The sequence below is a fragment of the Streptomyces sp. GESEQ-35 genome (assembly GCF_017948485.1).
In the GTDB taxonomy this organism is placed as follows: Bacteria; Actinomycetota; Actinomycetes; order Streptomycetales; family Streptomycetaceae; genus Streptomyces.
Genome location: NZ_JAFFSX010000018.1, coordinates 133,883 through 159,256, shown reverse-complemented (window position 1 = coordinate 159,256; position 25,374 = coordinate 133,883). Strand labels below are relative to the sequence as shown.

General features: G+C 69.8%; 23 protein-coding genes. 11 read left to right on the top strand and 12 right to left on the bottom strand.

All coding sequences use genetic code 11. From position 1 onward, the window contains the following. Positions 1-6: 6 nt before the first annotated feature. Positions 7-1,185 carry an exo-alpha-sialidase gene (locus KCH87_RS30290; protein WP_210589540.1) on the top strand — a complete coding sequence of 393 codons (1,179 nt, stop codon included), beginning with the start codon at positions 7-9 and terminating at the stop codon, positions 1,183-1,185. A gap of 91 nt (positions 1,186-1,276) precedes the next feature. On the opposite strand, the gene KCH87_RS30285 is transcribed toward KCH87_RS30290, so the two are convergent. Genes KCH87_RS30285 through KCH87_RS30265 form a run of 5 tightly spaced genes read right to left on the bottom strand, consistent with a single transcriptional unit; the run spans position 1,277 to position 7,835 of the window. Then, positions 1,277-2,227: a dihydrodipicolinate synthase family protein gene (locus KCH87_RS30285; RefSeq protein ID WP_210589538.1), complete on the bottom strand. Its 951-nt coding sequence runs from the start codon at positions 2,225-2,227 to the stop codon at positions 1,277-1,279. After that, the gene (locus KCH87_RS30280) at positions 2,224-3,255 is read right to left on the bottom strand and encodes an ABC transporter ATP-binding protein (protein WP_210589535.1); all 1,032 of its coding nucleotides are present in this window, start codon (positions 3,253-3,255) and stop codon (positions 2,224-2,226) included. The genes KCH87_RS30285 and KCH87_RS30280 overlap by 4 nt, the downstream gene beginning before the upstream one ends. After that, positions 3,252-5,222 carry a dipeptide/oligopeptide/nickel ABC transporter permease/ATP-binding protein gene (locus tag KCH87_RS30275; protein WP_210589533.1) on the bottom strand — a complete coding sequence of 657 codons (1,971 nt, stop codon included), beginning with the start codon at positions 5,220-5,222 and terminating at the stop codon, positions 3,252-3,254. The genes KCH87_RS30280 and KCH87_RS30275 overlap by 4 nt, the downstream gene beginning before the upstream one ends. Next, entirely contained in the window at positions 5,222-6,181 is a 960-nt protein-coding gene (locus KCH87_RS30270) for an ABC transporter permease (protein WP_210589530.1), read from the bottom strand. Before KCH87_RS30270 ends, KCH87_RS30275 begins: the two co-directional genes overlap by 1 nt. 28 nt (positions 6,182-6,209) lie before the next feature. Next, entirely contained in the window at positions 6,210-7,835 is a 1,626-nt protein-coding gene (locus KCH87_RS30265; RefSeq protein ID WP_210589527.1) for an ABC transporter substrate-binding protein, read from the bottom strand. A gap of 244 nt (positions 7,836-8,079) precedes the next feature. Between KCH87_RS30265 and KCH87_RS30260 the strand changes: the two genes are divergently transcribed. Then, positions 8,080-8,793, top strand: coding sequence for a FadR/GntR family transcriptional regulator (locus KCH87_RS30260; protein WP_210589678.1), 714 nt, complete (start codon positions 8,080-8,082; stop codon positions 8,791-8,793). Between the two features lie 103 nt (positions 8,794-8,896). Here KCH87_RS30260 and KCH87_RS30255 read toward each other — a convergent pair whose 3' ends face one another. The 3 genes from KCH87_RS30255 to bla all read right to left on the bottom strand — a co-directional run bounded on the left by KCH87_RS30255 (position 8,897) and on the right by bla (position 11,306). Further along, positions 8,897-9,826 (bottom strand): hypothetical protein, encoded by a 930-nt coding sequence (locus KCH87_RS30255; protein ID WP_210589524.1) that lies wholly within the window; start codon positions 9,824-9,826, stop codon positions 8,897-8,899. Beyond that, positions 9,823-10,338 carry a SigE family RNA polymerase sigma factor gene (locus KCH87_RS30250; RefSeq protein ID WP_210589521.1) on the bottom strand — a complete coding sequence of 172 codons (516 nt, stop codon included), beginning with the start codon at positions 10,336-10,338 and terminating at the stop codon, positions 9,823-9,825. Before KCH87_RS30250 ends, KCH87_RS30255 begins: the two co-directional genes overlap by 4 nt. A gap of 89 nt (positions 10,339-10,427) precedes the next feature. Continuing rightward, positions 10,428-11,306 carry a class A beta-lactamase gene (gene bla, locus KCH87_RS30245; protein ID WP_210589518.1) on the bottom strand — a complete coding sequence of 293 codons (879 nt, stop codon included), beginning with the start codon at positions 11,304-11,306 and terminating at the stop codon, positions 10,428-10,430. Between the two features lie 132 nt (positions 11,307-11,438). Between bla and KCH87_RS30240 the strand changes: the two genes are divergently transcribed. Then, positions 11,439-12,569, top strand: coding sequence for an abortive phage infection protein (locus tag KCH87_RS30240; protein ID WP_210589516.1), 1,131 nt, complete (start codon positions 11,439-11,441; stop codon positions 12,567-12,569). A gap of 106 nt (positions 12,570-12,675) precedes the next feature. Here KCH87_RS30240 and KCH87_RS30235 read toward each other — a convergent pair whose 3' ends face one another. Both KCH87_RS30235 and KCH87_RS30230 read right to left on the bottom strand, forming a co-directional pair. Further along, positions 12,676-14,160 carry an alpha/beta hydrolase gene (locus tag KCH87_RS30235; RefSeq protein ID WP_210589514.1) on the bottom strand — a complete coding sequence of 495 codons (1,485 nt, stop codon included), beginning with the start codon at positions 14,158-14,160 and terminating at the stop codon, positions 12,676-12,678. Positions 14,161-14,261: 101 nt separating this feature from the next. After that, a complete protein-coding gene (locus KCH87_RS30230; protein WP_210589511.1) occupies positions 14,262-14,786 on the bottom strand; it encodes a GNAT family N-acetyltransferase in 525 nt (174 codons plus the stop codon). A 179-nt stretch (positions 14,787-14,965) separates the two neighbouring features. Between KCH87_RS30230 and KCH87_RS30225 the strand changes: the two genes are divergently transcribed. The 6 genes from KCH87_RS30225 to KCH87_RS30200 all read left to right on the top strand — a co-directional run bounded on the left by KCH87_RS30225 (position 14,966) and on the right by KCH87_RS30200 (position 21,560). Further along, entirely contained in the window at positions 14,966-15,772 is an 807-nt protein-coding gene (locus tag KCH87_RS30225) for an SCO2525 family SAM-dependent methyltransferase (RefSeq protein ID WP_210589508.1), read from the top strand. 66 nt (positions 15,773-15,838) lie between these two features. Beyond that, a complete protein-coding gene (locus KCH87_RS30220) occupies positions 15,839-17,680 on the top strand; it encodes an SCO2524 family protein (RefSeq protein WP_210589506.1) in 1,842 nt (613 codons plus the stop codon). A 4-nt stretch (positions 17,681-17,684) separates the two neighbouring features. After that, positions 17,685-18,602, top strand: coding sequence for an SCO2523 family variant P-loop protein (locus tag KCH87_RS30215; protein ID WP_210589504.1), 918 nt, complete (start codon positions 17,685-17,687; stop codon positions 18,600-18,602). Further along, positions 18,599-19,582: an SCO2522 family protein gene (locus KCH87_RS30210; RefSeq protein WP_210589502.1), complete on the top strand. Its 984-nt coding sequence runs from the start codon at positions 18,599-18,601 to the stop codon at positions 19,580-19,582. The genes KCH87_RS30215 and KCH87_RS30210 overlap by 4 nt, the downstream gene beginning before the upstream one ends. A gap of 1 nt (position 19,583) precedes the next feature. Then, positions 19,584-20,552 carry an SCO2521 family protein gene (locus tag KCH87_RS30205; protein ID WP_210589500.1) on the top strand — a complete coding sequence of 323 codons (969 nt, stop codon included), beginning with the start codon at positions 19,584-19,586 and terminating at the stop codon, positions 20,550-20,552. Between the two features lie 87 nt (positions 20,553-20,639). Then, positions 20,640-21,560, top strand: a complete 921-nt coding sequence (locus tag KCH87_RS30200; protein WP_210589498.1) for a DUF6879 family protein — start codon at positions 20,640-20,642, stop codon at positions 21,558-21,560. A 32-nt stretch (positions 21,561-21,592) separates the two neighbouring features. On the opposite strand, the gene KCH87_RS30195 is transcribed toward KCH87_RS30200, so the two are convergent. Then, positions 21,593-22,411 carry an ABC transporter permease gene (locus KCH87_RS30195; RefSeq protein ID WP_210589496.1) on the bottom strand — a complete coding sequence of 273 codons (819 nt, stop codon included), beginning with the start codon at positions 22,409-22,411 and terminating at the stop codon, positions 21,593-21,595. Further along, positions 22,408-23,322, bottom strand: coding sequence for an ATP-binding cassette domain-containing protein (locus KCH87_RS30190; RefSeq protein ID WP_308298948.1), 915 nt, complete (start codon positions 23,320-23,322; stop codon positions 22,408-22,410). The genes KCH87_RS30195 and KCH87_RS30190 overlap by 4 nt, the downstream gene beginning before the upstream one ends. Positions 23,323-23,455: 133 nt before the next feature. On the opposite strand from KCH87_RS30190, the gene KCH87_RS30185 reads away from it, so the two are divergent. Both KCH87_RS30185 and KCH87_RS30180 read left to right on the top strand, forming a co-directional pair. Continuing rightward, positions 23,456-24,649, top strand: coding sequence for a sensor histidine kinase (locus KCH87_RS30185; protein WP_210589492.1), 1,194 nt, complete (start codon positions 23,456-23,458; stop codon positions 24,647-24,649). After that, positions 24,646-25,299, top strand: coding sequence for a response regulator transcription factor (locus tag KCH87_RS30180; RefSeq protein WP_210589490.1), 654 nt, complete (start codon positions 24,646-24,648; stop codon positions 25,297-25,299). The genes KCH87_RS30185 and KCH87_RS30180 overlap by 4 nt, the downstream gene beginning before the upstream one ends. Positions 25,300-25,374: the final 75 nt, after the last annotated feature.

The following is a 25,374-nucleotide window of genomic DNA, read 5'->3' as shown; positions in this document are numbered from 1 at the left end:
AGAGTGATGACACTCCTGAGCCGCACCCTCCTCGTCACCGCAGCACTCCTCCTCAGTCCGCTCACCGCGCCCACGGCCGCCTCGGCAGCCGCCTGCACCTCCTCGCTGCCGTACGTCTCCGGGAAGGGCGGCTACGACACCTACCGCATCCCCGCCACCGTCAAGACCCGCAAGGGCACGATCCTCGCCTTCGCCGAGGGCAGACGCGACGGCGCCGGGGACACCGGGAACATCGATGTCGTCCTGCGCCGCTCCGCCGACGGCGGCTGCACCTGGGGCCCGCTCAGGGTCGTCGCCGCCGGGAACGGGGACACCCGGGGCAACCCGGCGCCCGTGTTCGACCCCCGCGCCGACGCGGTCGTCCTGCTCACCTCCTACAACAGCGGGGATGTGACGGAAAGTCAGATCATGCGGGGCGAGGTCACGCCCGCACAGAGCCGCCGGGTGTTCGTGCAGCGCAGCTGGGACGACGGCCTCAGCTTCACGGCGCCGCGCGATGTCACCGCCCGGGTCAAGCCCTCGAACTGGCGCTGGTACGCGACCGGACCGGGCCATGCCGTCGCCCTGACCCGCGGCCCCCACACCGGACGGCTGGTGGTCCCCGCCAACCACTCGACGGCCCCGCCCGCCGGCTCCACCGACACCGGCCAGGAGCCCAAGTACTACGGCGCCCACGCCCTCTACAGCGACAACGGCGGCCAGACCTGGAACCTGGGCTTCGTCGACACCACCTACAACGGCTACAACAACGCCAACGAATCCACCGCCACCCAGCTCCCCGACGGCCGCCTCTACTTCAACTCCCGGGACCAGAACGGCACGAGCACCGGCAACCGCCTGGACAGCTATTCGAGCAGCGGCGCCCAGAAGCTGGACCGCCTCTACCGGGTGCAGCACACCCTCAACGACGTGCCGGTGGTGGAGGGCAGCGTCCTCCAGGTGTCCGGCGGCCCACTGCTGTTCTCCGGCCCGTCCGTGCCCACCGTCCGCCAGTCGATGGCGATCTGGCGCAGCACGGACGCCGGCAAGACCTTCCGGAAGGCCCGCACCCTCGACACCCGCCGGGCCGCCTACTCCGACCTGGTGCAGGTGAGCGGGGCCACGGTCGGGATCCTGTACGAGACGGGAACGAGCGGGACGTACGAGACGATCGAGTTCCGCCGACTTCCGGTCAGCGGGCTCTAGACGAGCGGTTCCACAGCGCCCCAAAGGGGCGCGGGGAACTGCGCGACCAGCCCCCACGGCGCCGCAGACGACAGACGACCCACCGCGGAGCTCAAAGCAACCCCGCCGCAGCGAGATGCTTCCCCACGCGCTCCACCTCGTCCGCCGACAGCGGCACCTGCGGTTCCGCCGTCGCCGGGCAGTCGATCACGCCCCGCAGGTGCAACGCGGCCTTGAACGCGCCGAGGCCCGACGAGCTGCCGCTCATCCGGGCCGGGTCGCCCACGCCCACCAGGCCGAACAGGGCGCACAGCCGTTCCTGCTCGGCCCGGGCCCGGTCCCAGTCGCCCGCGCGGCAGAGCCGGTCGACGCGGACGTATCCGTGCGGGTCGACGTTGGCGAGCCCGGGTACGGCCCCGTCGGCGCCGAGCGCGAGCGCCGCGTCGACGATCAGCTCGGAGCCGGTCAGCACGCTGAAGCCGGTGATGCCGGGGTGGGTGCGGGCGCCGGTCACGACGGCGCGGAAGCCGCCCAGGTCACCGCTGGAGTCCTTGAGCGCGGCCAGCACTCCCTCGGCGGCCAGCTCCAGGACCAGGTCCGCGGGGAGTTTCGTGTGGACGGCCGACGGGATGTCGTACGCGACGACGGGCACAGGGGAGGCCGCGGCGATCCGCCGGAAGTGGAGGGCGATCTCCGTCGGGTGGGTGCGGGCGTAGAAGGGCGCCGTCGCGACGACCGCGTCCGCGCCCGCCGCCGTCACCTGGGCCACATGGTCCAGCACCCGCGGTGTCGTCATGTCGATCACCCCGGCCAGCAGCGGCAGCCGTCCGCCCACATGCGCCGCCACCGACTCCACGACCAGCCTGCGCTGCCCGTCCGTCAGAAACGCGGCCTCCGAGGACGACCCGAGCACGAACAGCCCGTCCACCCCGCCGTCGACCAGATGATCGACCAGCCTGAGCAGCGAGGGGACGTCCACCTCACGGTCCGGTGTCAGGGGCGTGCAGACGGGCGGGACGACACCGGACAGCCACTTTCTGCCGTTCGGGGTGGGGAAGTTCATGTCGGCTCCTGGTGCTCTTCCGGTACGGCAGCCTGACCCACGAGGTCGCGGGTCGGTCGGCCCTCCTCCACTGGATGGTGACACCGGAAGCGGTGCACAGGAGTGGACGCAACGGAAAATTCGGGCATCGTGTCGGCGCACTCCTCGTCCGCCTTCCAGCACCGGGTGCGGAAGGGGCAGCCACTGGGCGGGTGTGTCGCCGACGGCACCGGCCCGACCAGCGGGATCGGGTCGATCGGGTGCAGCAGGCCGGGGGTCGCCGAGAACAGGGCACGGGTGTACGGGTGCCGGGAGTCGTCCGTCACCAGGTCGGCCGGAGCCTCCTCCACGATCCGGCCCAGGTACATCGTGATCACACGGTCGCTCATCCGCCGTACCGTCTGGATGTCGTGCGAGACGAAGACCAGGGCGAGTCCCAGGCGCTCCTTCAGGTCGAGCAGCAGATTGAGGATCTGGGCGCGGACCGAGACGTCGAGGGCGCTGGTGGGCTCGTCCGCGACCACGAGATCGGGGTCGAGGGCCAGCGCCCTCGCGATGGCGACGCGTTGGCGCTGGCCGCCGGAGAGCTGGCCGGGGAGCGCGTCGGTCAGCGCCTTCGGCAGGCCGACCAGGGACATCAACTCCCGTACGCGTGCGTCCCGTTCCTTCGCGGTGCCCTGCCGGTGCACATCCATCGGGTCCCGCAGGATCTGGCGGATCGTCAGACGCCGGTTGAGTGCGGTGGACGGGTCCTGGAAGATCATGCCGGTGTTGCGGCCGACCGCCGCCCGGCGTTCGGCGGGCGTCATGCTCCACAGGTCACGGCCCCGGAAGGACACCGTGCCGGACGTCGGTCGCACCACGCCCACCAGTACCTTCGCCAGCGTCGACTTGCCGCAGCCGGACTCGCCGACGACGCCGACCGTCTCGCCGGGCGCGATGGTGAGGTCGGCGCCGGTCAGGGCGTACACCCGGTCCCGGGTGAACAGCCCACCGCTGCGGGCCTTGTGGACGACGTGGGTGCCGGACAGCTCCACGAGTGCGTTCACTGGACGACCTCCGCGTTCACCAGGTCGATGGCGGGGTGGTGGCAGGCCGCCGTATGCGTGCGCGTGCCGGTCAGAACGGGAGCCGTCGTGCGGCAGGTCTCGCTCGCCCGTGGACACCGGTCGGCGAACCGGCAGCCCGCCGGGAAGTCCGCGGGGGAGGGCACGGCACCCTTGACCTGCGTCATCCTCTCGGCCGCCGATTCCAGGGAGAGCACGCTGCCGAGCAGCCCGCGTGTGTAGTGGTGGGCCGGTGCCTCCACCAGGTCCGCGGTCACGCCCGTCTCCACGATCTGTCCGCCGTACATCACGACCACCCGGTCGGTGATGTCGGCGACCAGCGCGAGGTCGTGCGAGACGAGGATCAGCGCGAAGCCCAGCTCCTCCCGCAGCCCGAGCAGCAGCTCCATGATCTGTGCCTGCACGGTCACGTCGAGCGCGGTCGTCGGCTCGTCGGCGACGATCAGTTTCGGGTCGCGGGACAGGGCCATGGCGATGAGGACGCGCTGGCGCTGGCCGCCGGAGAGCTCGTGCGGGTAACTGCGCAGGGTGCGGTCGGGGTCGAGGCCGACCATCGTCAGCAGTTCCTGGGGACTGCGGTGGCCGCCGCGTCGTACGACCTGTTTGAGCTGGGAGCGGATCGTCATCGCCGGGTTCAGGGACGACAGCGCGTCCTGGTAGATCATCGCCATCTCATGGCCGAGCAGCTTGCGGCGGACCCGCATCGGCTCGGCGAGCAGGTCCCGCTGGTGGAAACGGACCTGTCCACGTACCCGGGCCCCCTTCGGTTCGAGGCCCATCACCGTCAGCGCGGTCAGTGACTTGCCGCAGCCCGACTCGCCCACCAGGCCGAGGACTTCACCGGGCTGCACCTCGAAGCTGATCCCGTCGACGATGTCCACGCCCTGGTGCCGGGCCTCGAAGCCGATGGCCAGGTTCTCCACGGCCAGCATCGGTTGGGCGCCGCCGGGCAGCGGACGGGCCCGCGCCCGCAGTCGCGCCGCCGCCTCGGTCAGCCCCGGCAGCTGGAGGACCTCACCGCTCCCGGGCTCCGGCGCCTCCAGCCGGTCGTCCTCGTCGCGGACCTCCACATCCCGCGCCGACGGGGCCGCCCACGCGTCCGAGACGCCCTCGGACAGGATGTTCAGCGACAGCACGGTCACCAGCATCAGCAGCCCGGGGAAGACGGTCGCCCACCAGCCGCCGGTCAGCACCATGTTCTTGCCGTCCGCGATGACGCTGCCCCACGACGGGTCCGGCGGCCGTACGCCCGCGCCGATGAAGGACAGCGACGCCTCGAAGACGATGGCCTCGGCGACCTGGACCGTGCAGAACACCAGGACGGGAGCGGCACAGTTGATGGCCACGTGCCGCCAGACGATGTGCGGCGTACGGGCGCCGATCACCCGCTCGGCCGTCACATAGTCCTCGCCGTACTGGTCGAGGACGTTGGCCCGTACGACCCGCGCCATCGGCGGCGTGAACAGGAACGCGATCGCACAGATGAGGACCGTGATCCCGCCGCCGAACACGGCCACCAGTACGGCGGCCAGCGCGATGCCCGGGAACGCCATCACCACGTCCAGGCAGCGCATCAGCGTCTCGTCGACGCCCTTGCGGGAGGTCGCCGCCACCGCGCCGATGACCGCGCCCACGAGAAGCGCGAGCGCGGTCGCGCCGAGGCCGATGGCGAGGGACCAGCGGGCGCCGTACATCAGCCGGCTCATGATGTCCCGGCCGAGGCTGTCCTGGCCCATCCAGTGCTCGACGGACGGGTGCCCGGTGCCGTCGATGGGCGGCTGCTGGTCGAGCGGGTCGTCGGGCGCGAGCAGCGGCGCGAACACGGCCACCAGGACGACGACGGCCAGGAAGCAGACGGCGATCTTCGACAGCAGCGGCAGCCGACGCCAGCCGCGCAGCCGGATGCCGGGTCGCGAGAGGGCTTCGGTGAGCCCCTTGCGGGTGAACATCAGGCGGCTTCCCTCAGTCGCGGGTTGACCAGCAGGTAGAGGACGTCGATGACGAGGTTGACGATCACGAAGCCCGTCGCCGTCGTCAGGACGACGCCCTGCACGACGGCCGGGTCGCCGTTCTTCACGGCGTCGATCATCAGCTTGCCCATGCCGGGCAGCGAGAAGATCGTCTCGATGACCACCGCGCCGCCGAGCAGATAGCCGACGCGCAGACCGAGCACCGTGAGCGGGTTGATGAGCGCGTTGCGCAGGACGTTCCGGCCGACCACCACGTGTGGCGGCAGTCCGCTGCCGATCGCCGTCCGGACGTAGTCCTTGTCCAGCTCCTCGACGACGGATGTCCTGACGATGCGCGTGAGTTGGGCCGCGACCGGCAGGGACAGGGCGAGCGCGGGAAGGGTCATGGTCTTCAGCCAGCCCGTGAAGGAGTCCGCCGGGTTGATGTAGCCGCCGGTCGGGAACCAGCCCAGGTCGACCGCCAGGTACTGGATCATCAGCAGCGCCAGCCAGAAGCCGGGCGCCGCGACGCCGGTCAGCGACACGACCCGGATGATCTGGTCCGGCAGCCGGTCCCGGTAGATCGCCGCGGTCACACCGCCGATGAGGGACAGCACCACCGCGATGCCCAGGCCCAGGAAGGTGAGCTGGAGGGTGAGCGGCAGTGCGGTCATGACCTGGTCGATCACCGGCGCCCGGGTCAGTGCGCTGGTGCCCATGTCGCCGTGGAGCAGGGCGCCGACGAAGTCGACGTAGCGCACCGGGAGCGGGTCGAGCAGGCCGTTCTCCTCACGGAAGTCGTGCAGTTGCCCGGGCGTCGGATTGGCGCCCTGGAAGAACGCGGACGCCGGGTCGACGTCCGAGAACCGCATCACCAGGAACACGAACAGCACGATGCCGAGCATCAGCGGGACGAGCAGGGCGACACGGCGGGCCAGGATCCTGGCGATGGTGACCACGGATCAACTCCCGTACAACTGGGGGTGGTTAGACCCACTTGGCCTGAAGCAGGTTGATTCCCGGGTACGGCTGTGCCCTTATCCCGGCGAGTGCCGTCGGATCCCAGGCGGTCATCAGCTCGTTGTGGACGACCGGGTAGAGCACGGCCTGTTCGGCGACGACGTCGACGTAGTCCTGGATCATCGTCTTCTTCCGGTCCGGGTCCGGCTCCTGGGTCGCCGCGTCCATGTCCTTGAAGAGCTTCTTGGCGACCGCGTTGCCGGCCCAGCGCGTGTACCCCATCCACAGGTTGGTGGGCCCGTAGTTGTAATGCATGATCAGATCGGCGTCGAGGCCGAACTGGTTGGGGTTCGAGGCGGCGGCGACGACCTGGTAGTCCTGCTTCTGGTCCATCTTGGTGAAGACGGCCGTGGTCTCCTGCGGATTGAGGGTCGTCTTCACGCCGATCGCGTCCCAGGACGCCTTGATGGTCGGCAGACAGTCCACGATCCAACTGACGTTCACCGCAAGGATGTCGACCTTCAGCCCGCTGACCCCGGCCTCCTTCAGGAGCGCCTTCGCCTTGTCGGGGTCGTAGTCGTAGACGGTCTTCGCGCGCCGGTAGCTCGGGTTGTTCTCGTTGAGGAAGGACGACGACGGCGTGCCGTGGCCCTTCAGCGCCACCTCGACCATCTTCTCGGTGTCGATGGCGTAGTGCAGCGCCTGCCGTACGCGGACGTCGTCGAACGGCTTGTGCTTGGTGTTGAACATCAGGAACAGGTTGTTCATCCCGGCGCCGCCCGCGACCGTGAGCCCGCCGCCCTTGAGCTGCCCGATGTTGGCGTACGGGATGTTGTCGGCGATCTGCGCGCCCGCGCTGGCCCCGGAGATCCGGGCGACGCGCGGGGCGGCGTCCACGATCGTCAGCCAGTTCATCTTCTGGAAGGCGGGCCGGCGCGGGCCGTTGTAGTCGGCGTACGCCTCGAAGGTGGTGTTGGACTTCGGGTGGTGCGCGGTCTGCCGGTACGGTCCCGAGCCGATCGCCGTGCCCTTGATCGCGTCGTCCCAGGCGCCGGGCCGGGAGAACACGTGCTTCGGCATGATCTTGGCGAGGGTGAGCCGCGAAATCCCTTCCCGGAAGGGGAACTTGAGCACCACCTCGACGTTCTGCGCGTCGAGCTTGCGGACTTCCTTCAGCCAGCTCGCGAAGAACCCCTTGGCGAGGGTCTGGGTGTCCGGGTCGAGGATCCGGTCGAAGACGAACACCACGTCGTCGGCGGTGACCGGCTTCCCGTCGTGGAACGTGGCCCCGGCCCGCAGCGTGAACTTCCAGGACGTGCTGTTCGGGTCGCCCGGCACCTGCGTGGCGAGCGCCGCGTACGGCTCGCGGGAGATCGGGTCGGTGTCGAGCAGCCCTTCGTAGATGTGGTTGTTGGCGGCCATGCAGAACGCCGACGCGGTCTGTGTGGGATCCCAGCTGCCGTCGTTGCCGTAGCCGATCACCGCGGTCAGCGTGCGGTCCTTGCCGCTGCCGCCGGTGTCATTGGTCGACTCCGGTCCCGACGAACAGGCCGACAACGACGCGGTGACAGCGGCGGACGCGCCGAGCGCGCCGGTGTACTTCAGGAACGTCCGGCGATGCAGCGCCGGCATGTCGTCGGTCACGTCGCGCACGGTTCCTCCAGCGGGATGAGGGTGGAGATACGAGAGGACGGGCGGAAGATATGAAGAGATACGACGTCCTACGTCCTGTAGTCAGCGCGACCATAGGAGGGGCTGTGAGGGCGGTCAAGGGAACGCACACGAATGGCGTATATGCCAGAGGTCGGACCAATGGCGGCACGAAACACGTGGATTGACGGATCGTCACCTCTCACATCCGTCAGACATGGGACGTGGGACGTCCCGGGCGCGTACGATGCGGCGCATGTCCGGGGAGACCAGGAACAGTCGGATACAGCGCCAGGTCGTGCAGCTGATCCTCGACCGCAAGCTCCGGGTCGGTGAGTCGCTGCCCACCGAGACCGAGCTCATGGCGGACCTCGGCATCAGCCGCAACTCCGTCCGCGAGGCGCTCAAGGCGCTCCAGGCGCTCGACATCGTGGAGATCAGGCACGGTTTCGGGACGTACGTCGGACACGCCTCGTTGACCCCGCTGATCGACGGCCTGACCTTCCGCACGCTGGCCCGGCACGAGGACGACACCGACGCGCTCGCCGAGATCCTCCAGGTGCGCGAGGTGCTGGAGGAGGGGCTGATCAGCCGGGTCGCCGTGCTGCTCACCGAGGCGGAGCTGGACCGGCTGGAGGTCGCGGTCGACCGGATGGAGGAGGCGGGCCGCGCCGGGCACGACGTCGCCGAACTCGACGGCGAGTTCCACGAACTGCTCTACGCGTCCCTGGGCAACGCGCTCGTGCCGCAACTCCTCGGCGCCTTCTGGACGGTGTTCCGGCGCGTCGCCCGCGCCCGCGGCTGGACCGACGACCCGGCACCCGAGGTGACCGTCCGCCGCCACCGCGACATCGTCAGCGCACTGCGCGCCCGGGACGTCGAGGGCGCGCAGCGCGCGATGGCGGTCCACTTCCGCGGGATCGAGTCGCGCTCGGCGCAGGAGTCACGCGGGGTGGGGTGAGGCTCCGTCAGGTGGCGGTGGGCCGACGGGCCGTGCTGCGCGCCCGCACCGTGAAGGGGGCGCCGTCCCCTGTGCGGCGCCCCCTGCTCGGTTGTGGTTCGTGCTACGGCGGCGTCTGGATGTAGCTCTGGTCGTTGTCGGAGTCGTAGACGAGTCGGCCTTCGGCGTCGTAGCCCTTGACGTGCGGGTTCCGGGTGATCTGCGTGGTGAGGATTCCGGAGGCGACGAACCAGCCGTGGTCCAGGACCGCCTGGCTGGTCCTGCCGCCGTAGGTGACGGTCACCTTGGTCACGTTCGAGTCGGCCTTGCCGATGCTGCCCCAGCGGAAGGGGAGCTTCCAGCTGCCTTTGTCGAGGATGGACTGCTGGTAGAGCTTGTAGTCGTTGACGTCGATCTGCACGGGGCCGGCGTCAGGGAGCGGCGGGTCCTCACCGACGCTGGACGAGATCCCGGACGCCTCGCCGTCCGTGATGTGGCAGATCACCTTGGCCGGTGTCTGCTTCTCCTTCACGGCGACGATGTAGAAGCCGTCGCCGGGGGAGTTGCTGTCCCCGGTGCTCCTCATCCCGAGGAGGATCCGGTAGTCGGCGGCGTCGCCCAGGGCGGAGCCATCCATGGAGCCGTGGCTCCGGTCGTAGTCGATGCAGTCCTCCAGCCAGGACGCGGCCTTCCCGAGCGTGAGCCCGTCGAGCAACTGCCCGGGCGTGGCGGGTCCCTCCGGTCCGCTCGGCGTCGGAGTGGGAGTGGGAATGGTCTGCCGCGTGGCACTGACCGACGGCGTCGGAGTCGCCGTGTCCGCCTCCGAGCCTCCGCCGGTGACCGCGATGGCCCCCGCGGGCACGGCGGCCAGCGTCGCCAGCGCCACCCCCGCCACCGTCACCCGGCGCCTGCGCTCGACCGCGCCCCGGCGACGGATCGACGGGTAGGGCGCGGGCGAGGGCCGGATGGTGTACGCGTCCTCGGCGAGCAGTTCGCGCAACTGCTCCTCGAAGTCCTGGTCGGCGCCCGGTTCTTGTCCTTGTTCCTCGTTCACCTGGTCTCTCCCTGCATGACTTGCGCGAGCCCCGGATACGTACGCAGCTTCGCCAGCGCCTTGGACGCCTGGCTCTTGACCGTGCCGGGAGAGCAGCCGAGCATCTCGGCGACCTCCGCCTCGGACAGGTCCTCCCAGTAGCGCATGACGACCACCGCCCGCTGCCTGGGCGGCAGTTCGGCCAGCGCGCCGAGCAGCGTGCGGCGCTCGTCGGCCAGGGAGTACGCCTCATCACGCCCCGCCACATCCGGCAGCGCGTCGGTCAGCGCCTCCTTGACACGCCGCTTGCGGAAGCGGTCGCTGTTGCAGGTGACCAGCATCCGGCGGACGTACGCCTCCGGGTTGTCGCTGCGCGAGACCCGCCGCCAGGAGCGGTACGCCTTCGCCAGCGCCGTCTGCGTCAGGTCCTCGGCGTGGTGTGCATCGCCCGTGAGCAGATAGGCGGTCCGCACGAGATGGGACCACCTCGCTCTGACGAATTCCTGGAACCGGTCCTCTTGTTCGGCCTGCATCGAGCACCCCCTCGCCCTCCAGACCACCGGTACGAAGGATTCGGTTGCCCGGGTTGACGCGGCCGTTGTATCCCGGTGGCTCGCCGGGCTCAGCCAACGGCCTGTGCAAGCACCGCAGCCGTCTCCGCGACCAGGGCGTTGTCCCACGCGGCGTCCTGGGCCGGCTTGGTGGCGAGGACGGCGAGGACGAGAGGGGTGCCGTTCTCGGTCCAGGCGATGCCGACGTTGTTGACCGTGCCGTAGGAACCGGAACCCGTCTTGTCGGCGATCGTCCAGGTCTTGGGCAGACCGGCGCGGAAGCGGGCGCCGCTGGTGGTGTTGTTCAGCAGCCAGTGGGTGAGGAGCTGCCGGTCCGTGCGGTTCAGGGCGTCGCCGAGGACCAGGTGGGCGTAGGTGCGGCCGATCGCGTACGGGCTTGTCGTGTCCGTCACCCGCCACGGTTCGGCCGAGTTCAGTTCCGTCTCCCAGCGGTCCAGGCGGGTCACCCGGTCGCCGAGGGAGCGGGCGAAGCGGGTGATCGCCGTGGGGCCGCCCAGCTCGCGCAGGAGCAGGTTGCCCGCGGTGTTGTCGCTGTAGCGGATCGCCACGTCCGCGAGTTCGGCGATCGTCATGCCCTCGGCCAGGTGCTCCCTGGTCCTGTCGGAGCCGTCGACCAGGTCGGCCTCGGTGTAGTGGATGCGGCGGGCGAGCACCTCGCCGTGCCGGTCCAGGTCGCGCAGTACGGCCGCGGCGGCCAGGGTCTTGAAGACGGAGCAGACGGGGAAGCGTTCGTCGGCGCGGTGGCGGACGGTGCGCTTCGAGGAGAGGTTGTGGGCGAACACGCCCAGACGGGCGCCGTGCTGCTCCTCCAGCGCGCGCAGTCGGGCGGTGACCTCGGTGTCCGCGGTGGCGGCGGCCGGCGCGGCCGTGGCCACGACGGTTGCGGCGGCGGTCGCGAGCACCGTGCGGCGGCGCGGCTCGAACTTCACGGTCGGGCTCTCCTTCGGTCGTACTCCGTCAACGATCTCTCCTGTGATCGACGCAGGACCTCATACCTTGGTTGCCGTGCCGTAGACCTTCGGGCGACGGACACGCGGTTCCCCGCTCGCCACAGTGAGGGCATGGAGAACACCAAGAAGGGGATCAGCAGGGCGCGGTTCCTCGCCGGGGCCGCGGCCGTCGGAGTCGCGGGGGCGCTGCTGCCGGCCACCGGCGCACGGGCGGCGGAGGCGACGACGAGCCACCGTGGGCTGCGGCGCCGGGGCGTCGTCTACACCGTCGGCGCGGGGGAGACCCCGGGTACGGCCTTCAGCGCCGCCCGGATGCGCAGGGACATCCGCGTCATCCGCGACGACCTGCACGCGGACACCGTCGACGTCACCGGCGACGGTGTCGAACGCCTCAACGCGACCGCCACCGAGGCAGCCGAACGCGGGCTGCACGTCTGGCTCCAGCCCACCCTCGGGGACGCACCCGAGCGGGACATCCTCGACCACATCGCTCAGACCGGCCGGCACGCGGAGGGGCTGCGCCGGCAGGGCGCGAGTGTCGACTTCAGCGTGGGCTGCGAGTTCTGGCTGTTCGTGCCGGGGATCGTGCCCGGCGAGAACGTTCTGGAGCGCATCGAGAACCTCCAGAACGGCACCGTCGACTGGGCGCAGATGCAGCGCCGCCTCGACCGCTTCACCGCCAAGGCCGCCGCCGTCGGCCGCTCCGTCTTCCACGGCCGCCTGTCCTACGCCGCCGCACAGGACGACAAGGTCGACTGGAACCTCTTCGACGTCGTCGGCATCGACTACTACTCGTCCCATCCCAACAGCGCGGACTACGTACGGGAGTTGAAGCGGTACCTGCGCTGGGGAAAGCCCCTCGCCATCACCGAGTTCGGGACGTGCACGTACGTCGGTGCTCCCGAGGCGGGCGGCATGGGCTGGGGCATCGTCGACTACGACAAGACCCCACCGGAGATCAAGGGCGACCTGGTCCGCAGCGAGCGCACCCAGGCCGACTACCTGGTCGAGCTGCTGGACGTCTTCGAGTCGATGGGCCTGTACGCGGCGATGGCCTTCGAGTTCGTCACCGCGGACGCCGAGCACCGCCCGGACAACCCTCGCTACGACATCGACTTGGCGTCGTACGCCGTCACGAAGCCGGTCAAGGACCGTCCGGGCGACCCGAACTCGGACTGGCACTGGGAGCCGAAGGAGGCGTTCCACGCGGTGGCGCTCCGCTGGAAGTGCCGCGATTGGTAGTGCCGCGATATGCCGTGGATCGGCTGCGGGTCCGTCGTGGCTGGTCGCGCAGTTCCCCGCGCCCCTTTGGGGCGCGGTCGAACCGCCGCCGACATCGCCAGGCCGCCTAATCGCAGTAGGTGTCCCGGCTCGGCCGCTCCCCGGTCGCCAGGAACCGGGAGACCACGGCGTCGCCGCACGCCGTGCCGTCGTCCAGATAAGCCCCGTGTCCCGTGGCGTCGTTGACGACCATCACCGCCCGCTTGCCGAGTGCCGCGCGCAGCTTCAGGGCGCCGGTGAGCGGGGTCGCCACATCCCGTTCGTTCTGCACGAGGAGGACGTTGGACGGGCCTCGGTCGGTGATCCGTACCGGCGCCTCGCGCTGCTCGTACGGCCAGGCGGCGCAGACCATCGCGTTCCGGGGCATGCCGGCGGTCAGCGGGTGCGCGGCCCGGCTCTTCGCCACGTCCTTGCGGTAGGCGTCGGCGGAGGCCGGCCAGTCGGCGTCGTTGCAGATGGTCCCGATGGCGACAGCGGCGAGGTTCTGCAACTCCTCCTCCGGCGGGGACGGCGGCGCGGGCGGCACGGTCCCCTTCCGGGCGGCCAGGATCAGCTGGGCAAGGCCGGGGAAGTCGTCCGTGTCGTACAGGGCGTTCAGCATCGCCTGGCGCAGCTCGTTGCCGCTCAGCACGGGCGGGTTGGCGCCGGGCCAGGGGATCGGCTCGCGGTCGAGGCGGGCGGCCAGGCTCAGGAAGTCCGCCCGCACCCCGGCCGGGGTCCTGGCGATCCGGTCCGGATTGCCGGGCGCGGAAGCCCACTTGGCGAACTCGGGGAACACGTCCTCGACGCCCCGCTCGTACGCGGCCAGCCAGGTGCGCTGGACCTTGACGGGGTCGGGGTTGTCATTGCTGTCCAGCACGATCCGGTCGGTGCGGTGCGGGAACAGTTCGTTGTAGACGGCGCCGACATACGTGCCGTACGAGACGCCCCAGGCGGAGATCTTCCGCTCGCCGAGCGCGGCCCGGATACGGTCCAGGTCGCGGGCCTCGTTGGCGGTGCTGATGTGCTGGAGCAGCTCGCCGCCATTGCGTGCGCAGGTGTTCGCGATGCGCTCCGCGGTGACCAGGTTCTCGGTGATGGAGCCGTCGGGGGCGGGCCAGGGCCGGGTCGCCGAGAGGGCGAGGTCGGCGTGGTCGAGGCCGCAGCCGGCGGAGGTGGACGGGGCCAGCCCGCGCGGGGCGAACCCGATCAGGTCGTAGGTGTCGCGCACCTTCCGCGGCAGCTTCTGGCCCTTGCCCGACGGGTCGTCGATGCTGGTGTTGCCGGGTCCGCCGGGGATCAGCAGCAGGGCGCCGCGACGGGCGGACGGCTGCTCGCTGGGGATACGGGAGACGGCGACGTCGATCGTCGGTCCGTCCGGGTCGGCGTAGTCCATCGGCACCTCGACCGTCGCGCACTGCTGCCGCGGATCGAGGCCGCTGCCCTTGCACTTGGTCCACTTCAGCGGCGTGGACACGTCGTTCGTGGCGGACGCGGTGAGGGGCGTCATGACGCCGAACACGATGCCGGAGGCGGCGGCGATCAGGGCGAGGCTCTTGGTCATCGGCTTCATGTCATCGAGCCTGACGGATCTTGACGAGCCGTCACATCCGGGCAACAACCCACTTGGTACTGGGGATTACCCCAGGACCGACGTCAGGGTTCCCCCCGGGCTCACAGCCCCATCCGCATGACGATCCGGTCCTCGCCGGGCCCGAGATGGTCCCTGCGCACCCCCTCCTCGGACCAGAAGCCCAGCGACCGGTACAGCATGATCGCCGCCGCGTTGGCCGGTTCCACCGTCAGGCGGACCTCGTGGACGGCCTCCCCGCGTAACTGGCGCAGCACCTCCAGCATCAGCCGGCGGCCCAGGCCACGGCCCCGCTGGCCGGGGGCGACGGCCAGGCTCAGTACCCAGCACACGCCACCGTCCGAGGTGGTGGCGAACAGGACGTAGCCCTGGAGGCTCTCCCCGTCGTCGAGAACGAAGATGCCGTCGCCGTGCACGTCGTAGTGCTGGCGGAGGACGAAATACGGGTACGGCTCGTCGGGGAAGACCTCCCTGTCCACGCGGAGGAGTTCGGGCAGGTCCGCCTCGGTGACGCCTCGCGTGGTGAGCGGTCGGTCGGCGCGGTCGGCGAAGAATGCCTGGTCAGAACGGCCACTCAGAAAAGGGAAACGTTCCTCCGGTAGAGCCATCGTCCGCCCCCTATGTAATGGATTGGAGTCACTCATGCGAGTGAGCACCTGTTGCCCGCCGTTTCAGGTGTTCAGCCGAGATCCGCCCATCTTGAGCAGGGCTATCGGGATGTTCAAGTGCGCGTGTTGTGTATGCCTCGACGCGCTCCCAGTGCGCCTTCCTTTGGTACCGTAAGAGGATGACCTTGAGACCGTCGGGGGGCGCTTTGACCCGGTTGAAGAACGCTGAAGTCTCCTGGGGTGCATTCGACCCGGACGCCTACGTGGAGCACAACTACAGCGTCTTACAGTCAGAGGACGCGGAGATCCTCCACCTGGTCAGAGATCATTTCGCCGATCATTTCCGGAAGCAGGCCGTCGGCCCGGTTTCCGGCATCGATGTGGGCGCCGGCGCAAATCTGTATCCCGCACTCGCCATGCTGCCGTGGTGCGACGAGATCACCCTCTTCGAGCGCTCGCCCGCGAACGTCTCGTACCTCGCGAGCCAGGTCGAGTCCTACGACGAGAACTGGGACCAGTTCTGGAACGCCCTGTGCGAGCATGAGGCGTACGGCTCCCTCGAGATGGCCCCGCGCGAGAAGTTCCGCAAGGTCGTCGGGGTCGAGCAGGGCAATATCTTCCACCTGGAGCGGCACCGGGGACGGTGGTCCGTGGGGACCATGTTCTTCGTCGCCGAGTCGATGACCGCCTCCCACCAGGAGTTCCGGCTGGGCGTCGAGGCCTTCATGAGCGCGCTCGCTCCCGGTGCCCCCTTCGCCGCCGCCTTCATGGAACATTCGAAGGGATATCACGCGGGTGAGCATTTCTTCCCCGCGTGTGACGTGGGAGAATCCGAAGTGCATGCGAGTCTTGAGTCGTTCGCCGAGGACTTCAAGGTCGTACGTCTCAAATCCTCGGCCGCTGTGCGCAACGGATATACGGGAATGATCGTCGCCTATGGCTGGCGGCGGAAATCGGATCAGGATATTCCGGTCGCTGATCTCTGAATCTTCACAACAGAAGAGGGCTTTTTCCTCAAGTGATGGCAGTGCGGTCTGTGCGAGGGGCATGGGATGCAGATCAAGCCACGCCAGCATCTGCTGGACATCTGGCAGGCAGTCGCTCGGAACTCCTTCGAGGGCGGAGATTGGGCCTGGGGCAAATGGGGCCGGGAAAGCAGCGTCGCGGACGCGGAGCGTCTGCTCTGCCTGCTCTATCCGGCCACGGAGATCCCCGCGTTCCGGCTGGACGATCCGGACACCACACAGGAAGACATCCAACAGGCGCTGAAGAAGGCCGGCGGCCGGCTGGACATTCCGGCCAACATCGTCATGGCCGCCGCCGAGTTCATGCGCACCCACACCGGCGAGGACAAGAGGCCCACCTTCTCCGGTGGTTACTACTTCGGGTCCCCCGAGGAGACCACGGACCTCACCGAGGAACAGCGTGAACTCGGCGTGGTCGACTCGTTCTCGATGTCGATCAGTCTCTGCCTGGCCACGCTCGGCTTCCTCAAGGTCTATGCGACCAAGACGCGGCGCAGTGACATCCAGGAGACGATCGCGGAACTGCGGGCGGCCACCAGCAACCGGCTCACCGCCGCCATGGTGAGCCTGCTGCGCTCCTTCACCGTCAACGTCTTCGACACCGACTCCTCGCAGGGCCGTACGCTCACCGAACTCCTCGGCCAAGGGCGGTTGTCGCAGCGGCACGTACTCCAGAAATTCCAGAACCGCTTCCGTCCCCTGCGCGCCGCGATCGCCGAGAGCTTCGTCCTCGGTGTCGATGTCGAGGAAGCCCTCAGGGACGAGAGCCAGTTCTTCGAATGCGGCTGGGCATGGGGCCTGGTGCGGGACGCGCCCGAGATCGAGACCGACGAGCCCATCGGGCCACAGCCCGCCGGCGTCGCCGACCCGGTGCCGTATCTGTACTTCACCACCGTCGCCCTGGACGGCATCCAGGACCTGTTCTCCGACCGCACCCTCACCCTGGGCCTGCTCAACACCGAACAGCAGAAGCTCGCCGAGGCGCTGCGACTGCGCTGGGAGATCACCCAGCAGTTCTGGTCACGCATCGCCCGCTTCGACGGCGAACGCTGGCCCCTGGAGGACATTCCCTGGCGTACGACGGGACAGAAGCTGGAGTCGGAGTACTTCTCCCTCTCCGTCGCCGCCATCCTCGTCCACGACCTGATGCGGCGCCGGGCCACCGACGACGACCTGACCCGCACGGTCGCCGTCATGGAGCGCCTCGCCGAACGCGGCCGTATCACCAGCCGTATGACGCGCGACGACCCGGTGATCCGGCTGCACAATCCGGGCGTCACCCTGCCGTTGCAGGGCAGCGAACGGATCGGGCCGCCCATGCACTGGAAGATGACCGACTTCTCGGCACAGCTGCTGAAGCGGACCATTCAACTGTGCACGCTCTCCCGCAACCTGAGTTCGCACGACCGGCTGCTGCGGCTGGCCGAGAACATCTTCGGCCATATGTGGCGGCGCCGTATCCGCGACGGCGAGGGCGTCGGTCTCTGGGACAACGTGTTCGCCGTGTATCCCGAATCGCAGCCCCACGAGGGGCCGGTGTCCTGGGCGATCACCGAGCGGGTCGTCGAGGTGATGGTCCAGGTCCACGACATGTACCGGCAGCCGCCGATCCGCAGCCTCGAACTGACCGAGCTGACAAGGGCGTTACTCAGTGAGTCCGCCCATCTCCTCGGCAACGAGCAGATGGAACCGGCGCCCAAGGACGACGGCAAGCACGGCATGCAACTCAGGAACATCGAGGTCAAGTTGCGCCGCGCCCGCACTCTCGTGGACGAACAGCCAGGTACGGCCTACTCGTTGACGCTCGACGTGCTGGGCCAGCTCGACTCCCTCGCCCGGGCCCGCGAAGCCGCGGCCCAGGGAGTGTGACACTGTGCTGATCTTCGCGGCCTCCGACAAGGGAGGCACGGGCCGCTCCGTGACCAGCGCCAACCTCGCCTACCACCGGGCGCTGGGCGGGGACGACGTCTGCTACCTGGACTTCGACTTCGGCTCGCCGACCGCGTCGGCCGTCTTCGACGTGCCCGACGCCCGCCAGGCCGCCGAGGAGCGCGGTCTGCACTCCTATCTGGTCGGCGAGATCAGCGAGCCGGTCCGGATAGACGTCTGGTCGGACACCGAGCACCGGGTGCTGCGCACCCGGCCGCCCGGATCCGGCCGGCTGGTGCTGATGCCGGGCGACCTCAGCGGCGGCGAGTTCGCCACCAGCGACGAGAACCTGAGCCGCTGCGTCGATCTGCTGCTGAAGCTCTACCACGAGTTCGATCTGATCGTCGTCGACCTCAGCGCCGGCCGCAGCTACGCCGTGGACATGGCCCTGGAGGCCACCGCACAGCGCGAGATGAGCGGCGTCGACGCCCGCTGGCTGGTCTTCCACCGCTGGACCCGCCAGCATGTGGCGGCCGCCGCGAGTCTCGTCTTCGGCAAGCGCGGCATCGTCGCCGGCGGTGTCGCCCGCGGCCATGACGAGGACGCGCTGCGCCGTGCCATCCGCTTCGTCCGGGCCGCCGTACCCGATCCCGAATCGGCGCTGTGGTCGCAGGTGTCCGCCACCCAGTCGGCGTGGATGCGTGAGTGCGACCGCGATCTCAAGCAGCTCGCCTCCAGCCACGGCATCGGCTGGAGCCAGGTACTCGGCTCGGTGCCGCTGGAGCCGGTCCTCCAGTGGCGGGAGCAGCTCATCACCGACGAGGACGTGCTCGACAGCCAGATCGCCAACATGGAGACCTGGCAGGCGCTGAGCCAACTGGCCGGCCGGCTCACCGACGACAAGTTCTGGGAGCAGGCGTGACCGAAGCCGTGTTCCGGGAGACCACCGCGGATCCCCGCACCCAGTCCGTGCCGTTGTCCCACCTCTCCCTGGAGCTGGGCCACCTCTACATGGAGGACTTCGCGGCGGGCCCCGAGCGGCTGCGCCGGCACTTCGACGAGGTACGGATCTGGGTGGAGGCCGCGCGCGCCTCCGCCGCCCGCCGCACCGGCGGCAAGCGGCCCCGTATCAGCACCTGCTTCCTCATCGACGACTACTTCACCCGCTTCTCCACCCCGGCCGAACTCGTGCCGCTGATCCTGAAAGAGGCCGAGGAGGCCGGGCTGGTCATCGACTACCTGGCCCGCGAGTCGGGCTGTGCGGTCGCCGACCGGATCGAGCTGGCCGAGTCCGTCATGCACCGCCTCGTCGAGTCGCCGCCGCCGGGCAGCCATGGCTCCCGTCCGCCGGTCAGCCGCACCGGCTGGCTCGCCAACGGCCAGCGCACGCCCACCACGCGCAACGCCCTGGCCGAGGTCACGGTCTGGCAGCCGCCCCAGGAGACCGCGGCCCGCAACCACTCGGTGTTCATGGACGTCGAGCTGTGGTCGGAGAAGGACGGCCGCCGTCAGTGGTCGTGCCCGTTCCTGGCCGCCGTATGGCAGTTGGCCCGGCTGGGTCTGCTACGGCATCTGGGCGAGCCCGTCCTCACCCCGCGCCCCTGGGACGGCGAGGACTTCCCGCACGACTGGGACCGGCTGCCGCCGCTGCTCAGGCTCAACGACTCCGCGACGCCGTTCAGCGCGTACCGCACCTGCACGCTCGTGCCGAACCGTTTCGTGGCCGTCGAGGACGCCGTGCGGCTCATCCTCGACCAGACGGACGTCGACTCCGGGGCCCTGCGGCAGGTTGCCGAGCGGTCCGCCGGTGAAGGGGCGGCGGTGCCGGCCGCGGTCGCGCAGCGCGCCACCTACGTCTTCTACGAGGAGCCGATCGACTCCTCGCTGTCCGAGGGGACTTGAGATGACGGCCCCCGGACGGTCGGCGCGTACGGTTCTCGCCTGCGGGGAGGTGCGGACCTGTCTGCTGCCGTCCTTCCACGCGCTGGACGGCCGGGCCGCCGCCCAGCTGCTCAGGCTGCGGGCCGACGAACACGTCCGGGTCTCCGAGCGGCCCAATCTGTACGCCCTTTCCCCCGAGGTCCTGACCGGTGTCGACTGCCGGCTGCCCACCGCCAACGGCGCCAAGGTCCGGGCCGTCGGCACGGTGATCTCCCGCGCGGCGCTCACCGAGGGGCGGCTGCTCCAGGCCGGCGCGTACTTCAGCGCCCCGGCCGTCGGCCCCGACGTACGCCGCCCCTGGGGCCACTACCTCGTACGTCCCGGCCTGGTCGAGCCCTTCGGGAAACTCCCCGAACAGGCCACGCTGGAAGGCGTGTTGCGCGGTGCCGGGCGCGGCGAACTCGACCTCGGGGCGATCGCCGAGGATCTGCTGGCCCAACTCGTGCGCCACCCCCTGCTCGACAACAAGGCTCCCTTCAAGTCCCGCCGCACACACCTGCGTTGGGTGGCGCGACGGACGACCGACGGCGAAGGGGCCTCGCTGCGACGCTTCACCCTGGCCGAGGACGGGCTGCGGACCATGGAGCTGCGGCTGCCGGAGACGATCCCGGCCGCCACGGCCGCGGGTCTGTGCGAGGACCTCGCACTGCACGACTGGCTCCTGACGACCGTCGTGCACATGCTGGAGAACAGCCGACTGGGTGCGGCGGACGGCCCGTCGGCCGTCCTGGCCCTGCGCCCCGCCGTCGACCATCTACTGCATCTGTGGATGCCGAGCGCGCACGTGGACCCGTCGCTGGGCCACCTGTGGGAGGTGCTGGAGCGAGAACCGGGGTTCAGCCGCCAGTGGCAGAACCTCGTCCAGCGCATCCGTGACCAACTGGCCGTCCAGGCCATACCGCTGCTGCACCAGGCGCTGAGCACGCGCTGAGGAGCGGCAGCACCCACCACACACCCGACGGGGGCTACCGACATGACCGGAGCATCATTAGGCACCAGGGACAGCGCGGCGGTGCGCATGCCCAAGCTGTTCTGGAGAATCCTCATCACCGCGTCGGCGGCGGGCGGGGCCTTTCTGCTGACCAGCGTCCTGAAGGAGGACGACGGGAACATCTGGCAGTGGGTGGCGTCCATCGTCCTCGGCAGCGCCGCGCTGATAGTGCAGTACCTCGTGGACTTCGGGGAGCGGCTCCAGGCGGTCGAGGACAGCCAGCGCAAGCACCTCGACGAGATGAAGTCGAGCCTGACCGCGCACCACGGGGAGATGAGCAGGGCCGTCGACGACAGTTTCTCCAAGATCAACGCGGCGACGGAGCTGTTCAGCCGGGTGGACGGTTCGGTGCTCCGCTCCGACGAGGTGACCCGGCTGGTGCGGGCGTACACGGAAGTCGGTGACCAGGGGTCCGACATCGTGAAGTCCTTCGCCGAGCAGGAGCTGGGCGACCTCGCCCAGTTGATGGAGGACCTCAGCAACGGCATCTCGACCTGTCCCGGTGAGAACAACGAGTGGCTGGTCGACCTGACCATGTGCGTCAAGAAGACGCTCTACGCCACGAGCACGTCCGTCGACCGGGACTTCTGGTCCAGCGAGCCCGCGAAGCGGTATCTCACCGAGCAGGAGAAGGCGAAGCAGCGGGGCGTGGAGATCCGGCGGCTGTTCCTCGTGGACGAGCCCGACGAGGTCACCGACAGCCTCCGCCAACTCTGCGAGCGGCACCGCACGTTCGGAATCGACGCGCGTATCGCCATCCAGTCGGAGGTGGAGCCGAACGCCCAGCTGAACGACTTCATCATCTTCGACGGCGAACTGTGCCACGAGACCGAGCCCGACGTCCGGGGCAGGCCCGCCAGGACGACACTGAGGATGACACGTCACCACGTCGAGGAACGCGTCAGCCACTTCAACAGGCTCTGGGACGCGTCGCCTTCAGAGAACTGAGGAAGTCTTCGGAGAGTCGAGAAGTCCCCGGCTCACACATCCCGCCGTTCCACGGCCACCACCGCGACCACGGCCGCCACCGCCGCCCACGCCGCGAGGACCACCCAACTGCCCGTCACCGTCGCCGGATAGTGGGGCGGATAGATCCTGACCGCCGACTCGCCGTAGGTCACGTCGACCAGGCGGGCCCAGGCGTGGACGGGAAGAGCGTTGCGGACGGCAGCCGTCCAGGCGTAGCGGTCGGTGATGAAGGTCGGCAGGAGCAGGAGTACGACGGTGATGGCGGCCGTCGTCGTGGCGCCGTGCCGGATCACCGCGCCCAGGGCCATGCCGGCCAGCGCGGCGACCGGCGCGAGCAGCACCGAGGCCAGCAGGAGCGACACCACGCCCGGGTGAGTGACCGGGACGTCCGCGCCCCGGCCGGAGAGGATGCCCTGGGTGGTGGCGTAGGACGCCCCGGCGAGGACGGCCCCGTAGCCGGTCATGACGCCGGTCACCACCGTCAGCTTCGCCGCCATCAGCGCCCGCCGGTCCGGCACGGCCGTGAACGTCGTACGGATCAGCCCGGTCGCGTACTCGCCGACGATCGTGAGCGCGCCGACGCTCGCGCACACCAGGATCAGGATCAGCGCGGCACCGTCGGTGAAGGCGGAGCGCAGCGCCCAGTCCACGTACCCCGTCTTCATGTCCGCGGGCATGTAAGGGTAGTTGGCGTAGTCGGAACGGGCCTCGTTCGCGTTGAAGCCGACGACCGCCAGTGCGCCGATGCCGAGCGCCCAGTAAGTGGAGCGCAGGGAGCGGAGTTTGAGCCACTCGGCGGCGAGGAGGTCGGTGTAGCGCGCGTTCGTCATCGTTGGTCTCCGGCGGTGTACTCGACGCTGTCGGCGGTCAGTTCCATGAAGGCCGTTTCCAGGGAGGCGGCACGTGTCGTCAACTCCCGGATCAGGAAACGGTGTTCGAAGGCGAGCTCGCCGACCCGTTCGGCGCTCAGCCCCGCCACCTGAAGCGTCTCCTCGTCGTACGACGCCACCGTCGCCCCCTCCGACGCCAGTACGGCGGCCAGTGCGGCCGAGTCCGGAGACCGTACGGTCACCGTCGGCGCCGTACCCCGCGCGGCGAACTCGGTGAGGCTCTCGGCGGCGATCAGCTCGCCGCGCCCGATGACGATCAGTTCGTCGGCCGTGTGCTCCATCTCGGACATGAGGTGGCTGGAGACGAAGACCGTACGCCCCTCGGCCGCGAGCCTCCGGAACAGCCTCCGCACCCACAACACGCCTTCGGGATCGAGTCCGTTGAGGGGTTCGTCGAAGAGCAGCACCGGTGGATCTCCGAGCAGCGCGGTCGCGATGCCGAGCCGTTGCCTCATGCCCAGCGAGAACCCGCCGACCCGGCGCCGGGCGGCACCACCAACGAGCCCCACCTCGGTGAGGACCTCGTCCACCCGGCGTGCGGGGATGCGATTGCTCCGCGCCAGCGCCCCCAGATGCGCCCGTGCACTGCGCCCGCCGTGCACATCACCGGCGTCCAGCAGTGCGCCGACGTGACGCAGGCCGCGGCGGTGGTGGCGGAAGGCGTGGCCGTCGACGGTGGCGGTGCCGGCGCTCGGCTCGACGAGGCCCAGCAGGATCCGCAGGGTCGTGGTCTTGCCCGCGCCGTTGGGTCCGAGGAAGCCGGTGACCCGGCCGGGGCGGACGGTGAAGGACAGGTCGCGTACGGCGGTTGTGTCGCCGTATCTCTTGGTCAGCTCGTTGATTTCGATCACGGCTCTACGGTCGCGCGGCGGGCCGGGGCGGCACATCGGCCCGTCGCTGACACTCGTACGGGCCCGGTGTCGACCGTGGTTGTACGTCTCCGGGCCGATGACCTGAGCTGCTGGGCCCGCCTACGATCGCCGCATGCCCGCCACCGAACCGCCGCCGCCCCTGCACAAACGCCTGCCGCCGGGCGTCTGGGTGGCGCTTGCGTGGTGTGCCGGGGAGCTGTTCACCCGCCTCGCGCGCGTGCGCCTGCCCGGCGAGGTGGAGCCCGACGAGTGGCCGGCGGCCCAGCTGTACCGCTGGGAGGGGCTGCTCGCTCTGGCGCTGTCCACCGCGCTGGCCCTGTACGGCAGCCGTCTGCTGTCCAGGAGACCGCTCGCCGCCCTCACCTGGCTGCTGCTGGCCGCAGGCTTCGCGACGACCGCGCTGGGAGAGGCCGAGATACCCATGGCCCAGTTCCTCGCGCCCACCGTCGCCCTGTACTTCGTCGCAGCGACGCACGCCCGCCGCACCGCCGTAACCGCCTTGGTGATGGCACTCGGCACTCTGGCCGCCTGGCTGGCGGTGCGACTGCTGTACGGCTGGGTCGTCGGCACCTCCGCCGAACTGACCGTCGCCATGGTCGCCGTGATCGCCTGGCTGCTCGGCAACTCCTCCCACCAGGCCCGCGTCCACGCCGAACGGCTCGTGGCCGAGCACTCCGCGCAGGTCGTCACCGCCGAACGCCTGCGCATCGCCCGCGAGATGCACGACACGGTCGCCCACAGCATCGGCATCATCGCCCTCCAGGCCGGAGCGGCGGCCCGCGTGGCGTCGACCCGCCCGGCGGCGGCCCTGGAGGCGATGCGGGCGGTGGAGAACGAGGGGCGGGAGACACTGGCGGGCCTGCGGAGAATGCTGGTCGCGTTGCGGGCTGCGGACGAGGGGCGGGACGTGATCTCCGCGGGTCTCGCGGACGTGGACCGGCTGGCGGCCGTGACGACGGCGGCGGGCGTACAGGTCGAGGTGCGGCGCGTGGGCGACCCCCGCGCGTTGCCCCCGGACATCGACTTGTCGGCCTTCCGCATCGTCCAGGAGTCGGTCACCAATGTCGTACGCCATGCCGGCACGCGCGCGTGCCGGGTCACCCTCGACTATCGCGCCGACGACGAGCTGGCACTGGAGATCACCGACGAGGGCCGAGGGCGCGGGAGTTCGACCGACACGGGCTTCGGGCTGGCCGGCATGAAGGAGCGAGTCGCCCTGCTCCACGGCGAGTTCACGGCGTCGCCGCGCCCCGAGGGCGGCTTCCGGGTGGCGGCCCGGCTGCCGGTCCCGGCGGTGGTCCGATGAACGTCAGGGTGGTGCTGGCCGACGACCAGCAGCTGATCCGTACGGCACTGAGCCTGGTGCTGGCCGATCTTGAGGACGTGGAGGTGGTCGGGGAGGCGGCGACGGGGGAGGAGGCGGTCGGGCTGGTGGCCGAACTCGCCCCGGATGTGGTGGTGATGGACATCCGGATGCCCGGGATGGACGGCATCGAGGCCACGGACCACATCACCCGGGACCAGCCGGACACGAGGGTGGTCGTCCTCACGACCTTCGACGACGACGATTACGTGTACGGGGCGCTGCGCGCCGGTGCGTCCGGGTTCCTGGTCAAGGACATGGCCCTGGACGACATCATCGCGGCCGTACGGATCGTGGCGGCCGGCGACGCGCTCATCGCGCCGAGCGTGACGCGCCGTCTGATCCGCGACTTCGCGTCCCGCCCGCAACCGTCCGGCGCCCGCCGCGACCTGACGTCCATCACGGACCGGGAACGCGAGGTCCTCACCCTCGTCGGCTCGGGTCTGTCCAACACCGAGATCGCCGCCGAGCTGTGCATCAGTGTGTCGACCGCGAAGACGTATCTGACCCGCCTGCTGGCGAAGCTGGACGCGAGGGACCGGGTCCAGCTGGTGATCATCGCGTATGAGGCGGGGCTGGTGTCGGTGGGCTGACCTGCGGTGACGCAGGTGGCGCTATAAATGGCTCGCGATGGCATCACTTGTGTGCCATGATGGTGTCACAGGCGG

Excerpts from the sequence above, each read along its gene's own strand:
- KCH87_RS30195 (WP_210589496.1), bottom strand. The coding sequence starts at position 22,411 with ATGACGAACGCGCGCTACACCGACCTCCTCGCCGCCGAGTGGCTCAAA.
- KCH87_RS30285 (WP_210589538.1), bottom strand. The coding sequence starts at position 2,227 with ATGAACTTCCCCACCCCGAACGGCAGAAAGTGGCTGTCCGGTGTCGTC.
- KCH87_RS30290 (WP_210589540.1), top strand. The coding sequence starts at position 7 with ATGACACTCCTGAGCCGCACCCTCCTCGTCACCGCAGCACTCCTCCTC.
- KCH87_RS30260 (WP_210589678.1), top strand. The coding sequence starts at position 8,080 with ATGCGGCGCATGTCCGGGGAGACCAGGAACAGTCGGATACAGCGCCAG.
- KCH87_RS30230 (WP_210589511.1), bottom strand. The coding sequence starts at position 14,786 with ATGGCTCTACCGGAGGAACGTTTCCCTTTTCTGAGTGGCCGTTCTGAC.
- KCH87_RS30220 (WP_210589506.1), top strand. The coding sequence starts at position 15,839 with ATGCAGATCAAGCCACGCCAGCATCTGCTGGACATCTGGCAGGCAGTC.
- KCH87_RS30200 (WP_210589498.1), top strand. The coding sequence starts at position 20,640 with ATGCCCAAGCTGTTCTGGAGAATCCTCATCACCGCGTCGGCGGCGGGC.
- KCH87_RS30250 (WP_210589521.1), bottom strand. The coding sequence starts at position 10,338 with ATGCAGGCCGAACAAGAGGACCGGTTCCAGGAATTCGTCAGAGCGAGG.
- KCH87_RS30185 (WP_210589492.1), top strand. The coding sequence starts at position 23,456 with ATGCCCGCCACCGAACCGCCGCCGCCCCTGCACAAACGCCTGCCGCCG.
- KCH87_RS30240 (WP_210589516.1), top strand. The coding sequence starts at position 11,439 with ATGGAGAACACCAAGAAGGGGATCAGCAGGGCGCGGTTCCTCGCCGGG.
- KCH87_RS30180 (WP_210589490.1), top strand. The coding sequence starts at position 24,646 with ATGAACGTCAGGGTGGTGCTGGCCGACGACCAGCAGCTGATCCGTACG.
- KCH87_RS30275 (WP_210589533.1), bottom strand. The coding sequence starts at position 5,222 with ATGTTCACCCGCAAGGGGCTCACCGAAGCCCTCTCGCGACCCGGCATC.
- KCH87_RS30235 (WP_210589514.1), bottom strand. The coding sequence starts at position 14,160 with ATGAAGCCGATGACCAAGAGCCTCGCCCTGATCGCCGCCGCCTCCGGC.
- KCH87_RS30225 (WP_210589508.1), top strand. The coding sequence starts at position 14,966 with ATGACCTTGAGACCGTCGGGGGGCGCTTTGACCCGGTTGAAGAACGCT.
- KCH87_RS30205 (WP_210589500.1), top strand. The coding sequence starts at position 19,584 with ATGACGGCCCCCGGACGGTCGGCGCGTACGGTTCTCGCCTGCGGGGAG.